We start from the raw sequence: 12,396 nt of genomic DNA, 5'->3' as shown, positions 1-12,396 counted from the left end.
ATGGCCGGGCTTGTCCCGGCCATCTTTTTGGTCGCCGCAACAAAGGATGCGCGGGACAGGCCCGCGCATGATGAGTGGAAAGGAAGCACGTCCCTTCAAATGATCTCGTCTTCATCCGCCAGCGCCACGGCGTCATCCGGGTGCTGACGAATGGTGGCGAGCGGCGTTGCCCGCGCGATGTGGAACACCGCGTCGCCGCGGTTGACGAGCGGCAGGTTGGTGCGGCCCACGATGATGCCGTCGAACTCGGCAAACAGCGGCAGGGACGCCTGGCCCAGCGGGTCGGCCACCACCCCCACCACCTCCCCCTTGCCCACGCGGTCGCCGATGCGGCGCGTGGTGTGCAGGATGCCGCTTTCGGGTGCCCGCACCCATGAGCTGGCATCCGAGAACACCGTCTGTCCCACCGGACGCGATGTCGGCTCCACCATGCCGAGATGCGCCATCACGCGCAGCGTGCCGCGCACGGCGGCGTCGATCGCCACCTCGTCGAAGCGCAGCGCCTCGCCGCCCTCGTAGAGCAGAACCTTGACGCCCGCCTCACCGGCCGAGAGCCGCAAGGAACGCTCGCGCAGCTTGGAGACGAGGATCACCGGCGGCGCGAAGGCCTGCGCCATCTTGAGAAGTTCCGGCTCATCCGGTGCAAGCCGCACCTGCGGCAGGTTCGTTCGGTGCAGCGCTGCGGTGTGGAAGTCGACGCCATACTGGCTTCTCAGCACCACCTCGCGGAAGAAGATGTCGGCCACGAGGCTTGCGAGCGAGCCGCGGTCGGAGCCGGGGAAGGAGCGGTTCAGGTCGCGCCGGTCCGGCATGTAGCGCGTGTGGTTGAGGAAGCCGAAGCTGTTGACGATGGGCACCGCCAGCAGCGTGCCGCGCAGCGTCTGAAGGGCAGGGTGCGTGAGGATGCGGCGGATGATTTCGACGCCCTGGATCTCGTCGCCATGGATGGCGCCCGAGAGGAACATCACCGGGCCCTTTTCCTCGCCATGCACCACATGCACGGGAAGCGTCACATGGGTGTGGTTGGAAAGCGTGCTGACGGGCAGGTCCACGGTGATGCGGCGGCCCGGCTGCACGCCCACCTCGCCGATCGAGAACAGCTTCATCCCTTGCCCCGCGTGCGCGTGCGGCCGGGCTTGGCGTGGCGCTCGACGAAGCGGATGATGTTCTGGGCCACGTCGACGCCCGTCGCCTTCTCGATGCCCTCGAGGCCGGGCGAGGAGTTGACTTCGATCACCGTGGGCCCGTGCGATGAGCGCAGCATGTCGACGCCCGCCACGTTGAGGCCCATGGAGCGCGCGGCCTTCAGCGCGGTGGCCTTCTCCAGCGGCGTCAGTTCGATCATGCTGGCCGTGCCGCCGCGGTGCAGGTTGGAGCGGAAGTCACCCTTGGCCCCCTTGCGCTCCATCGCGGCAACGAGCGACCGACCGACCACGAAGGCGCGGATGTCGCTCCCTTCCGCCTCCTTGATGAATTCCTGCACGAGGATGGCGACATTGGCGCCGTGGAAGGCCTCGACGACGGATTTCGCCGACTTGTGCGTTTCGCTCAGCACCACGCCGATTCCCTGCGTGCCTTCCAGCAGCTTGATGACGACGGGCGCGCCGCCGACGATGTCGAGCAGGTCATCGGTGCGCTTCGAGTCATGCGCGAAGGCGGTGACGGGAAGCCCCACGCCGTCGCGCGCCAGCAACTGCAGCGAGCGCAGCTTGTCGCGCGAGCGGCCGATCGCCACCGATTCGTTGACCGGATAGACGCCCATCATCTCGAACTGGCGCAGCACCGCCATGCCGTAGAAGGTGTGGGAGGCGCCGATGCGCGGGATCACCGCGTCGAAGCCTTCCAGCTTTTCGCCGAGGTAGCGCAGCTCCGGCTTTTTCGACGTGATGTTCATGTAGCATTTGAGATAGTCGATCGGCACCATCTGGTGCCCGCGCTTCGCTGCCGTCTCGATCAGGCGCTGGTGCGAATAGAGCTTCGGGTTGCGGGTCAGCAGCGCAATCTTCATGGCGTCTTGCGTTTCTTGGGCGAGAGGATGTTGGTCTTGGTCGGATGGACGAGAAAGTCGTGGCCGAGACTGCTGCGGCCCAGCAGCATGGCGACGCCCATGTCGGTGCGGTCGGTCAGCGTCACGTCGATCCTGAGCGTGATCTTGCCGATCTTCACGTCGGTCTCGACCACGGCGCGGGTCTCGATCTGGCCGTTGGAACTCTTGACGCGACGCATGCCCTTGAGCGGCAGGCGGCAGTGGTGCTTGCGCCTGGGCAGTGGCAGCACGAACTTCACGTGGAAATCGTCGCGCTCGATGTCGGTGGCGTGGAGTGCCGCGGAATAGGCGCCCGTGTCGATCTTGGCCGAAAAGGTGCCCACCCCCAGCCGGGGCAGGCTCACCTTCTCGCGCCAGCCGATGATCATCGGCTGGTCGTCCCTGTCGTGCTTTGGCCGCGCCGTCTGCATGGCCCCAACTTAGGCTGGGCGCGCGGGCTTAGTCGAGCTTGATCGTCTCGGCGATCTCGATGCCGAAGCCGGAGAGGCCGACGTAATGGCGGTTCGAGGACGAGACGAGCCGGATCGAGCTGACATTGAGGTCGCGCAGGATCTGGGCGCCGAGCCCCACGTCCCGCCAGGACTGCTGGCGCTGGGCGGCACTTCCCGTCTTCTCCTGGGCGAGCTGGCCTGCCGGAACACCGGCAGCACCCTCCTGCAGGTAGACGAGGATGCCCGCACCCTCACGCTTGAACACCTCGAACACCTTGCTCAGCGTGGTGCGGGTGCCGAACACGTCCTCCAGCACGTTCTCGCGGTGCAGCCGCACCGGGACAGCCTTGCCGGACGACACGTCGCCAAACACCAGCGCCAGCTGTTCCACCTGGTCGAAGGGGGTGACGAAGGAATAGCCCCGGGCCTTGCCGATGGCGGTCTCGACGTCGAACTGCGCGGTCTGCTCGACCAGGCGCTCGCGGCGCTGGCGATAGGCGATGAGGTCGGCGACCGAGATGATCTTGAATCCGTGCTCGCGCGCGAAGGCCATGACCTGCGGGCCCCGCTTCACCGAGCCGTCGTCGTTCACCAGTTCGCAGATCACGCCGGCGGGGTGCAGGCCCGCAAGCTTCACGAGGTCGACGGCCGCTTCCGTGTGGCCCGAGCGCATCAGCACGCCGCCGGACTTGGCAACCAGCGGGAAGATGTGGCCGGGGCGCACGAAGTCATCGGCCACCACGTTGCGGTTGGCGAGTGCATGGCAGGTGGCGGCGCGCTCCTTGGCGGAAATGCCGGTGGTCAGGCCTTCCTTGTAGTCGATGGTGACGGTGAAGGCGGTGCCCATCGGCGCATCGTTGAGCGCCACCATGGGGTCGAGCTTCAGGCGCTTGGCGTCTTCCGCGGTGATCGGCGTGCAGACGATGCCGGAGGTGTGGCGCACCATGAAGGCCATCTGCTCCGGCGTGATCTTGGCGGCCGCCCCGATCAGGTCGCCCTCGTTCTCGCGGTCGTCATCGTCGACGACGACCACCATTTCGCCGGCGGCAATGGCCTTGATCGCATCCTCGACGAGGTCGAGCTTCTGCTGGTTCGGCATGGTCTGGTCTCCAAAATCGGTTGCGCGCACCTTGTTGCCCGTGGCGGCGGCAATCTTGTTGGCGAGATCGAGGGAGGGGAGTGCCCCCGCCACGAGCTGCGACACCCGGCCCTGGGTGACCCCCAGCCGGCGTGCCAGTTCGGATTGCGACGTGCCGCTATTAGCGAGCCACTCGGAAAGTTTCATGGAGAGGCTATTAGCACCGCTAATAGCCTTCTGCAAAGCCCTGTTGCGGTTATGCGCCCCAGGTGCGTTCCAGCACCCGCATCCAGTTGCCGGAGCACAGCTTGCGGGCGAGCTCTTCGCCATAACCATGCGCCGCCATGGCCTCGACCAGCCGGGGCAGGCCGGTGACGTCGCCGATCTGCGAGGGGATTCGCGCCCCGTCGAAGTCGGAGCCGAGGCCCACATGGTCCTCGCCCGCCATCTTCATCAGGTGGTCGAGGTGGCGGAGCATGGTGTCGAGCCCGTTCTCGCTCTGCCAGCGGCCGTCGGCGCGCAGGAAGCCATTGGCGAAGTTGAGCCCCACCATGCCGCCGGTCTTGCCGATGAGCTTCAGCTGGTCATCGCTGAGGTTGCGCGAGGAATTGGACAGCGCATGGGCGTTGGAATGGGTGGCGACGATGGGCGCGGTGGACTGGCGCGCCACGTCCCAGAAGCCCTTCTCGTTCAAGTGCGAGACGTCGACCATGATCTTCAGCTCGTTGCAGCGCCGCACCAGCGCCTTTCCGGCCTCGGTGAGGCCCGGGCCCGTATCGGGCGAGGACGGGAAGCGGAAGGGCACGCCATGGCCGAAGGCATTGTCGCGGCTCCACACCAGGCCCAGTGAGCGCAGCCCCGCCTGGTGCAGGATGTCGAGGGACTTGAGCTCGGGGTCGATCGCCTCCGCTCCCTCGATGTGGAAGATCGCGGCGACCTTGCCCGCGGCCACCGCCTCGCGGATGTCCGCCACCGTGCGGCAGACCTTGAAGCGCCCCTCGGAGCGTTCCTCGATGCGGTAGAGCAGCGAGGCCATGCCGACCGTGGCGTTGAGCGCGCCGATCTGGCCAACGGTGTTGGCGGGAGGCGGGTTCATGTCCTCGTCGTCGTCGAGGTCGGCGTCTTCGGGGCTCGGCGCGAAGATGGCGAAGAAGCCGCCCTGGAAGCCGCCCTTGATCATGCGCGGCAGGTCGAGATGGCCGCCCGTGTCGCCGTTCAGGAAGTCGGCGACCGGGTCGCCACCCTTCTTGCTCCACAGGCGGAGCAGCACGTCATTGTGGCCGTCGAAGACTGGAACCAAGATATCATCCCTCGCTAAGAAAACGGCCGGGCGAAACCCGGCCGTTCGTTGTCCTGGACTCTAGCAGGCGATCACGCCTTGGAGAACATCTCGTCGACGTAATCCCAGTTGACCAGGTTGTCGACGAAGGCCTCCAGATACTTGGGCCGCAGGTTGCGGTAGTCGATGTAGTAGCTGTGCTCCCACACGTCGCAACCGAGGATGGGCGAGGCGCCGTGCATCAGCGGGTTTTCGCCATTGGCGGTCTTCATGATGGCGAGCTTGCCATCCTTCTTGGCGATCCAGGCCCAGCCGGAACCGAACTGGGTGACGCCGGCCTGGATGAAGTCTGTGCGCATCTTGTCATAGCCGCCAAGGTCGGCGTCGATCGCAGCCTGCAGGCGGGCGGGGATCTTCTTGCCGCCGCCGTTGGGCTTCATCCAGTTCCAGAAGTGGAGGTGGTTGTAGTGCTGGCCCACGTTGTTGACGAGCGGCGCGATCTTGTCGGCATAGGCGATCTTGCAGATCTCCTCGATCGACTTGTCGGCCAGCGGGCTGTCCTTCAACGCGGCATTGCCGTTGGTCACGTAAGCCATGTGGTGCTTGTCGTGGTGGTACTCAAGCGTCTCCTTGGACATGTAGGGGCCGAGCGCGTCATAGGCATAGGGCAGGGCGGGCAGTTCGAGAGCCATTGTCGTTCCTCCTCAAAAGCTGTCGGCACTATCTAGTCCGTGCCGCTTGAACGTGCAAGGAACCCCGCTAGGATCAGTTGCGTGAGGTGAATTCATGGCAAAACCGCAGATCATCCCCTTCGACCCCAATGCGCCCCTCGTGCCGTGGGAGGATTTCCCCGCCGAGGAGATCGTTGCGGGCACCCGCAAGCACAACGGCCTCACCCTGTTCGAGGACAAGGCGCTGGGGCTTTCTGCCGGCGTCTGGGAACAGGGGGCGAACGAGAGCCGCTGGCTGGACTATCCGGTGAACGAGTTCATGACCGTGCTCGAGGGCGAGGTGGTGATCGTCGAGGAAGACCGCACGGTCTCGATCAGGGCGGGCGAGAGTTTCATCATCCCCAAGGGCCTGCGCTGCCGCTGGACGCAGCCGGGGCATGTGAAGAAGTTCTTCGTCATCTTCGAAGATGCCTCCGGGCTGAAGAACCAGGGGCCGCTGCACACCATCAAGATCGACCCCGCGGTGAAGCTTGCCCCGTCGACACCACCTGCCGCTGCCATGCTGCTGTCACCCGTGCCCACGCAGCACGCGCATGACTATTTCAGCGATGCCACCGGGCAGCTGAACATCGGCGTGTGGGACACGACGGGCTATCACCGCAAGCTCATCGACTTCCCGCGCCATGAGCTGATGTGCCTGCTGGAAGGGAGCGTGGAGTTCGAGGACGACAAGGGCGTGACCCAGCGCTTCAAGGCGGGCGACACCTTCTTCGTGCCGTTGGGCACGCCGAACAGCTGGAAGTCGGAAGGGTATCTGAGGAAGATCTTCGTGATCTTCCAGCCATCCCCCTGAACCGTCGCCCCGGCGAAAGCCGGGGCCCAGCTTTGGTTCAACATATGCGGTGAGAAAGCGGGGTCCCGGCTTTCGCCGGGATGACGGCTCTAGGCAGAGAGCACCTTCTCCATGAACACGCTGTTCGGATCATCCGCCGGGTAATCTCCGAATGCGCCGCGGTCCACGTAACCAAGGCGACGATAAAGCCCCAGCGACTCCGGCTGGTGAATGCCCGTCTCGAGCCTTGCGATCATCCGTCCGCAGCCGCGCGCTTCGTCCTCGATCCGCTGCATGATGCGCTTCGCCAGCCCGAGCCCCCGGGCCGCAGGCGTCACGTAGATGCGCTTCACCTCGGCATAATCGCCATGCAGCCAGCAGCCGCCGATGGCCAGCACCTCTTCGCCACGGCGGGCGGCGAAGAAGCGCATCTCGGGCTGGCGCAGGGTTTCGATGTCGAGCAGGTGGTTCGACTCGGCCGGGTAGAGCGGCACGAGATAGGCGTCGAGTTCCTCCACCATCGCCCGAACCGGCGGATGTGCCGGGTCGGCGATGGTGATGATGACGGTGGTCACTGGAAGGCCTGGATGCCCGTCTGGGCGCGGCCCAGGATCAGCGCATGGACGTCATGGGTGCCCTCATAGGTGTTCACCGTCTCGAGGTTCACCATGTGGCGGATGACGTGATATTCTTCCGAGATGCCGTTGCCGCCGTGCATGTCGCGCGCCATGCGGGCGATCTCCAGCGACTTGCCGCAGTTGTTGCGCTTCATCAGCGAGATGGCCGGCGGCGCCACCGTGCCGCGCTCGAGGCCGCGGCCCAGCGCCAGGCAGCCCTGAAGCCCCAGCGCGATCTCGGTCTGCATGTCGGCGAGCTTCTTCTGGACGAGCTGGTTCGCCGCCAGCGGCTTGCCGAACTGCTTCCTGTCGAGCGTGTATTGCCGCGCGCGGTGCCAGCAGTCTTCCGCCGCACCCATGACGCCCCAGGCGATGCCATAGCGCGCCTTGTTGAGGCAGCCGAAGGGGCCGCCCAGGCCCTTGGCGTTGGGCAGCATGTTGGCATCCGGCACTTCCACATTGTCGAGCACGATCTCGCCGGTGATCGAGGCGCGGAGCGAAATCTTGCCCTCGATGACGGGCGTCGAGAAGCCCTTCATGCCGCGCTCCACGATGAAGCCGCGGATGGTGCCGTCCTCGGTCTTGCCCCACACCACCGCGACATCGGCGATCGGCGAATTGGAGATCCACATCTTGGCGCCGTTCAGCACGTAGCCGCCATCGACCTTCCTGGCGCGGGTCTTCATGCCGCCGGGGTCGGAGCCGGCATCGGGCTCGGTGAGGCCGAAGCAGCCCACCCATTCGCCGGTGGCGAGCTTGGGCAGATACTTCTTCTTCTGGGCGTCGGAGCCATAGGCCTCGATCGGGTGCATGACGAGCGAGTTCTGGACGCTCATGGCCGAGCGGTAGCCCGAGTCGACGCGCTCCACTTCGCGCGCCACCAGGCCATAGGCGACATAGCCCAGCCCCGAGCCGCCGAAATCGGTGGAGGTCATGACGCCGAGGAAGCCCATCTCGCCCATCTCGTTCATGATCTCGCGGTCGAAGCGCTCGTCGCGGAAGGCGGACTTGACGCGCGGCAGCAGCTTGTCCTGCGCGAAGGCGCGGGCGGCGTCGCGGATCATGCGTTCCTCGTCGGTGAGCTGGGATTCGAGGTCGAGCGGGTCTTCCCAGTTGAATTCGGCAGCAGCCATCGTGAAACTCCCCTTTTCTGGCGGCCTAGAGAGCAACGCCCGATGGAATTGTCAATTCGGCGAAATGACGGATCACTTTGCGCTCAGCGCACAAGTGCCGACAGGGCCTTGAATTCTGCCGTCCCGGCCCGGCCCAGCAGTTCGAACACCACCATTTCGGTGTTCACCACCTGAACCCCGTGCTGGCGCATGCGCTCCAGCGCCAGGTTGTGGGATGAGGCCGCGCGCGAGGCCATGGCATCCGCCACCGCGATCACCCCAAATCCGGCAGCCGAGAGATCAGCCGCCGTCTGCATGACGCAGACATGGGCCTCGATCCCCGCGAGGATGACCAGCGGCCGGCCCGCCTCGTGGTGCACGATCAGGTGGTCCTTCAGCCCCTGGTCGCGCCAGCAGGAGAATGCGGTCTTCTCGAAGACCGGCGCATTGCCGATTTCGGCGGCAAGGCCCGGCACGGTGCGGCCGAGGCCCTTGGGGTACTGCTCGGAGACGGTGACGGGCACCGAGAGCGCCTTCGCCGCCTTGAGCAGGATCGCGCAGCGCGCCTCCGCCTCCGCGCCGCCCGTCATGGCGGGCAGCAGGCGCTCCTGCATGTCCACGAGGAGCAGGGTGGATTTCTGGGTTTCGACGAGCATCGGCGTGTTCTCACATATCGATCATGTTTCCCCTCCCCCTTGTGGGGAGGGGTAGGGGTGGGGGTGATGCCAGTGGCCGAACTCATACATCCGTCACCCGGCGCCAACCCCACCCTTGATCCCTCCCCACAAGGGGGAGGGAAACTCAATGCGACTAAGCCAGCCCCGCCACCTTCAGCCCGAAGGCATAGACGAAGGCCACTTCCTTCAGCCGGTCGAAGCGGCCCGAGGCGCCGCCGTGGCCGGCACCCATGTTGGTCTTGAACAGCAGCAGGTTGTCGTCGGTCTTCAGTTCACGCAAGCGTGCCACCCACTTGGCCGGCTCCCAGTAGGTGACGCGCGGGTCGGTGAGGCCGCCGACCGCGAGGATGTTGGGATAGGCCTTGGCCTCCACCCGGTCATAAGGGGAATAGGCCATGATGTTCTCGTAGGCCTGCTTCGACTCGATCGGATTTCCCCATTCGGGCCATTCCGGAGGCGTCAGCGGCAGCGTGTCGTCGAGCATGGTGGTCAGCACGTCGACGAAAGGCACCTCCGCGATCACGCCGCGGAACAGGTCCGGCGCCATGTTGGCGACAGCCCCCATCAACATGCCCCCGGCACTGCCGCCCTGCGCCACGATGTTGCCCTTGCGGGTGAAGTTCTCCCTGATCAGGAATTCGGCAACCGAGATGAAGTCGCGGAAGCTGTTCTGCTTCATCTCCATCTTGCCGGTCTTGTACCAGCGGCGGCCCTTTTCCTGCCCGCCGCGGATATGCGCGGTGGCATAGATGAAGCCGCGGTCGACGAGCGACAGGATGTTGGTGTTGAAGCCCGCCGGAATGGATATGCCGTAGGAGCCATAGCCATAGAGCCACAGGGGGGCGGAGCCATCGAGCTTCGTGCCCTTGCGGTAGAGCAGCGTGACGGGGATCGTCTCGCCGTCATGCGCGGGCGCCATCAGGCGGCGCGTCACGTAGTGCGACGGGTCGTGCCCGCTCGGCACCTCCTGCGTCTTGCGCAGCACGCGCGTGCGGGTCTTCATGTCGTAGTCGAAGACCTGTGCCGGCGTGGTGGGCGAGGAATAGGTGAAGCGCAGCGTGTCGGTGTCGAACTCGCGCATCTCGCCGAAGCCCAGCGAATAGGCCTCCTCGGCGAAGGCGATGGCGTGTTCCTCGCCGCTCGTCATGTTGCGCACCACGATGCGCGGCAGCGCATTCTCGCGCTCCATGCGGATCAGCCAGTCCTTCAGCACGATGTAAGAGACGATGAAGATGCCGGGCCGGTGCGGGATCAGGTCGGCCCAGTTCTCCCTGGCAGGGTTCGAGACGGGTGCCGTGACCAGCTTGTAGTCCTCGGCCCCGCCCTCGTTGGTGCGGATGATGAACTGCCCGCCCCTGTGCTCGATGTCATACTCGAGGCCCTCGACGCGGGGCGCCACGAGGTGTGGCTTCGCGTCCGGCTTCTCCGCGTCGATCAGCCAGATCTCGGAGGTGTCATGGTCGTGGATGTCGATGGTGATCCACTTCTCCGAATTGGTCTTGCCCAGGCCGGTGAACTTGCCGGTGTCCTTCTCCTCGTAGACCAGCTCATCGGCGGATTGCTCCGTCCCCAGAACATGGCGGAAGGTCTTGAGCGGCCGGTGGTTCTCGTCCTGCAGCGTGTAGAAGAAGCTCTTGCCGTCGGCGGTCCATGTCGCCTCGCCGGCGGTGTTCTCCAGCACGTCCTTGTGCTCGGCGCCCGTGGCGGCATCGCGCACATGGAGCTCGTAGAACTCCGAGCCATTGCCGTCGAAGGACCAGGCGATGAGGCCCTGGTCCGGCGAGAGGTCGATGCCGCCGAAGCGGAAGTAGTCGCGGCTCTTGGCGAGTTCATTGCCATCGAGCAGCACCTGTTCCGGCCCGTCCTTGCCGCGCGGCTTGCGGCAATAGCGCGGATGCTGGCCGCCGGTGACGTAGCTCGAATAGTAATCCCACGCGCCATCGGGGGCGGGCACCGAGGAATCGTCCTCCCTGATGCGCCCCTTCATCTCGGCGAAGAGCTTATCCTGCAGCGCCACGGTGTCGGCCATGACGGCTTCGTGGTAGGCGTTCTCGCCCTCGAGGAAGGCGCGGATCTCGGCCGGCAGCACGGAGGGATCATGCATCACCTCCTGCCAGTTCGGCGCCTTGAGCCAGTGATAGTCGTCGCGCTTTTCGTAGCCGTGCCAGGTTTCCACGCGCGGGCGCTTTTCCGCCCGCGGCGGCTTCGGGATATTCGTCATGATCAGCTTTCGTGGCTCGTTTCGCCCGGCAATGTGGGCGATCGCCGGCCAAAAGTGAAGCTCCTGCCCGTAGCGGCCGCCGGCGGAAAGCTCCGGTTAAGCATGCCGCCACGTCGCCGGATGTGGCGAAAGACAAAACCTCAAGTTTTAACAAAATCCTCAAGTCTCGGGTGCTGAGTGGGCGGGCGAGGATCACATGCAGCCCGAAGCGCCCATCCTGGAAGGAGAACCATCCCCGCGCCGCGGGACGGTGCAGTCTTTCCGGCTGCTCACGGCCCGGCTGCGCCGGGCCTCTCCCGGCACCATGCCCGAAGGGCCCGGGGAGCCGGAATCGCCGCTGGCGGGCCCGGCTCCTGCGCCGCCCCCGCCCGCCACGCCGCCCCCTCCGGCCGATGCCGGCGATGCCGCGGTGGCGCTGCTCGACATCATGTGGGGCGCGGTGGACCTGCCGCCACAGGAGCGCAGCCTCGCGGGTGATACGCTGCTCCTGCTGCTGCCCCGCCTCTCCCATCGGAGCCTCGTTACCCTGGCCGAACGCATCGCCGCCATGGATTCGCCGCCCGCCCTCCTGGTGTCGCGGCTGGTGCGGGACCCGCGGCCGGACGTGGGCGGCGTGGTGCTGGAGCGCAGCGCCCATGTCGCCGAGGGCGACCTGCTCGCCTCCTGCCACGGGGGCGCCGGGCCGGAGCGGCTGCGCCTGCTCGCCAAGCGCCGCAGCGTGTCATCGGCGCTGGCCGACCACATCGTGGCCTCCGGTGACCTACTGAGCCTGCTGGCGCTGCTGCGCAACCCGGGCGCCGAATTGTCGTTCCAGGCCTTTCTCGGCATCTCGCGGCTGGCGGGGGAGCATCCCGGCCTGCAGGCGCCGCTGGCCATGCGCACCGACCTGCCTCTCGCCGTGGCGCTCGACCTGTTCTGGCGGCTGCCGCCGGAGCTGCGCCGGGTGATTACCGCGCGCTTCCTGTCGGATTCCGTCACGCTCGGCCGCATCCTGTCGATCGGGACCGCCGCCACCCAGGCGCCGGCGCTGCCGGAGGGGCCGGTTTCCGCCGCCGATTTCGATGCGGCACTCGGGCCCCTGTTCACCGGCAAGCGCGACCTGACGGTGCGCCGCCTCGCCGGGCTTGCGGGCGCCGAGGTGGAGACGGTGGAACGCATCTTCGCCGATGCCGAGGGCGAGGCGCTGGTGGTGCTGCTGAAGGCCCTGGGGCTCAGCCGCGCCCGCTTCGACGAGGCGCTGGACCGCATCCGCACCGGCACCGGCCTGCTGCGTGAGGACCGCCCGCAGGCGGAGCTGAAGGCGGTGTTCGATGCGCTGTCCTTCAGCAAGGCGCGGGTCCTGCTGATCTACTGGGACTGGTTCGCCCGCAGGGCAGGGCCCTATGTCCAGCCCGCCTGACGCCGCCCGGGCCTTGTTGAAGCCGCGGCGCT

At 66.3% G+C, this 12,396-nt stretch carries 12 protein-coding genes; 2 read left to right on the top strand and 10 right to left on the bottom strand.

All coding sequences use genetic code 11. From position 1 onward, the window contains the following. Positions 1–95: 95 nt before the first annotated feature. From DK847_RS04950 to DK847_RS04925, 6 genes are all read right to left on the bottom strand, one after another. On the bottom strand, positions 96–1,106 hold the full coding sequence (locus tag DK847_RS04950; protein WP_111196529.1) for a succinylglutamate desuccinylase/aspartoacylase family protein: 1,011 nt from the start codon (positions 1,104–1,106) through the stop codon (positions 96–98). Continuing rightward, positions 1,103–2,008 (bottom strand): 30S ribosomal protein S6--L-glutamate ligase, encoded by a 906-nt coding sequence (gene rimK / locus DK847_RS04945; protein WP_111196528.1) that lies wholly within the window; start codon positions 2,006–2,008, stop codon positions 1,103–1,105. Before rimK ends, DK847_RS04950 begins: the two co-directional genes overlap by 4 nt. Further along, positions 2,005–2,457 (bottom strand): ATP-dependent zinc protease family protein, encoded by a 453-nt coding sequence (locus DK847_RS04940; RefSeq protein WP_111196527.1) that lies wholly within the window; start codon positions 2,455–2,457, stop codon positions 2,005–2,007. Before DK847_RS04940 ends, rimK begins: the two co-directional genes overlap by 4 nt. A 28-nt stretch (positions 2,458–2,485) precedes the next feature. Then, positions 2,486–3,763, bottom strand: coding sequence for a 3,4-dihydroxy-2-butanone-4-phosphate synthase (ribB, locus tag DK847_RS04935; protein WP_111196526.1), 1,278 nt, complete (start codon positions 3,761–3,763; stop codon positions 2,486–2,488). Positions 3,764–3,812: 49 nt separating this feature from the next. Further along, positions 3,813–4,856 (bottom strand): dipeptidase, encoded by a 1,044-nt coding sequence (locus DK847_RS04930; protein WP_193548177.1) that lies wholly within the window; start codon positions 4,854–4,856, stop codon positions 3,813–3,815. Positions 4,857–4,927: 71 nt separating this feature from the next. Then, on the bottom strand, positions 4,928–5,527 hold the full coding sequence (locus tag DK847_RS04925) for a superoxide dismutase (protein ID WP_111196524.1): 600 nt from the start codon (positions 5,525–5,527) through the stop codon (positions 4,928–4,930). A 94-nt stretch (positions 5,528–5,621) separates the two neighbouring features. Between DK847_RS04925 and DK847_RS04920 the strand changes: the two genes are divergently transcribed. Then, a complete protein-coding gene (locus tag DK847_RS04920) occupies positions 5,622–6,359 on the top strand; it encodes a cupin domain-containing protein (protein ID WP_111196523.1) in 738 nt (245 codons plus the stop codon). An 89-nt stretch (positions 6,360–6,448) separates the two neighbouring features. Here the strand turns inward: DK847_RS04920 and DK847_RS04915 are convergent, their stop codons facing one another. From DK847_RS04915 to DK847_RS04900, 4 genes are all read right to left on the bottom strand, one after another. Then, the gene (locus DK847_RS04915) at positions 6,449–6,913 is read right to left on the bottom strand and encodes a GNAT family N-acetyltransferase (RefSeq protein WP_425358681.1); all 465 of its coding nucleotides are present in this window, start codon (positions 6,911–6,913) and stop codon (positions 6,449–6,451) included. After that, positions 6,910–8,088 carry an acyl-CoA dehydrogenase gene (locus DK847_RS04910; protein WP_111196522.1) on the bottom strand — a complete coding sequence of 393 codons (1,179 nt, stop codon included), beginning with the start codon at positions 8,086–8,088 and terminating at the stop codon, positions 6,910–6,912. Before DK847_RS04910 ends, DK847_RS04915 begins: the two co-directional genes overlap by 4 nt. An 83-nt stretch (positions 8,089–8,171) precedes the next feature. Beyond that, positions 8,172–8,723 (bottom strand): hydrolase, encoded by a 552-nt coding sequence (locus DK847_RS04905; RefSeq protein WP_111196521.1) that lies wholly within the window; start codon positions 8,721–8,723, stop codon positions 8,172–8,174. 154 nt (positions 8,724–8,877) lie between these two features. Next, entirely contained in the window at positions 8,878–10,965 is a 2,088-nt protein-coding gene (locus tag DK847_RS04900; protein ID WP_111196520.1) for a S9 family peptidase, read from the bottom strand. A gap of 196 nt (positions 10,966–11,161) precedes the next feature. Here DK847_RS04900 and DK847_RS04895 point away from each other — a divergent pair, with 196 nt between their 5' ends. Beyond that, on the top strand, positions 11,162–12,364 hold the full coding sequence (locus DK847_RS04895) for a DUF2336 domain-containing protein (RefSeq protein ID WP_111196519.1): 1,203 nt from the start codon (positions 11,162–11,164) through the stop codon (positions 12,362–12,364). Positions 12,365–12,396 lie beyond the last annotated feature (32 nt).

Origin of the sequence: Aestuariivirga litoralis (assembly GCF_003234965.1) — a bacterium.
Taxonomy (GTDB): domain Bacteria; phylum Pseudomonadota; class Alphaproteobacteria; order Rhizobiales; family Aestuariivirgaceae; genus Aestuariivirga; species Aestuariivirga litoralis.
The sequence above is the reverse complement of the archived record's forward strand: the minus strand, read 5'-3'. Positions and strand labels throughout refer to the sequence as shown.

Bases quoted from the DNA above. Each gene is read 5' to 3' on its own strand.
- DK847_RS04950 (WP_111196529.1), bottom strand. From the start codon at position 1,106: ATGAAGCTGTTCTCGATCGGCGAGGTGGGCGTGCAGCCGGGCCGCCGC.
- rimK (WP_111196528.1), bottom strand. From the start codon at position 2,008: ATGAAGATTGCGCTGCTGACCCGCAACCCGAAGCTCTATTCGCACCAG.
- DK847_RS04940 (WP_111196527.1), bottom strand. From the start codon at position 2,457: ATGCAGACGGCGCGGCCAAAGCACGACAGGGACGACCAGCCGATGATC.
- ribB (WP_111196526.1), bottom strand. From the start codon at position 3,763: ATGAAACTTTCCGAGTGGCTCGCTAATAGCGGCACGTCGCAATCCGAA.
- DK847_RS04925 (WP_111196524.1), bottom strand. From the start codon at position 5,527: ATGGCTCTCGAACTGCCCGCCCTGCCCTATGCCTATGACGCGCTCGGC.
- DK847_RS04920 (WP_111196523.1), top strand. From the start codon at position 5,622: ATGGCAAAACCGCAGATCATCCCCTTCGACCCCAATGCGCCCCTCGTG.
- DK847_RS04910 (WP_111196522.1), bottom strand. From the start codon at position 8,088: ATGGCTGCTGCCGAATTCAACTGGGAAGACCCGCTCGACCTCGAATCC.
- DK847_RS04905 (WP_111196521.1), bottom strand. From the start codon at position 8,723: ATGCTCGTCGAAACCCAGAAATCCACCCTGCTCCTCGTGGACATGCAG.
- DK847_RS04900 (WP_111196520.1), bottom strand. From the start codon at position 10,965: ATGACGAATATCCCGAAGCCGCCGCGGGCGGAAAAGCGCCCGCGCGTG.
- DK847_RS04895 (WP_111196519.1), top strand. From the start codon at position 11,162: ATGCAGCCCGAAGCGCCCATCCTGGAAGGAGAACCATCCCCGCGCCGC.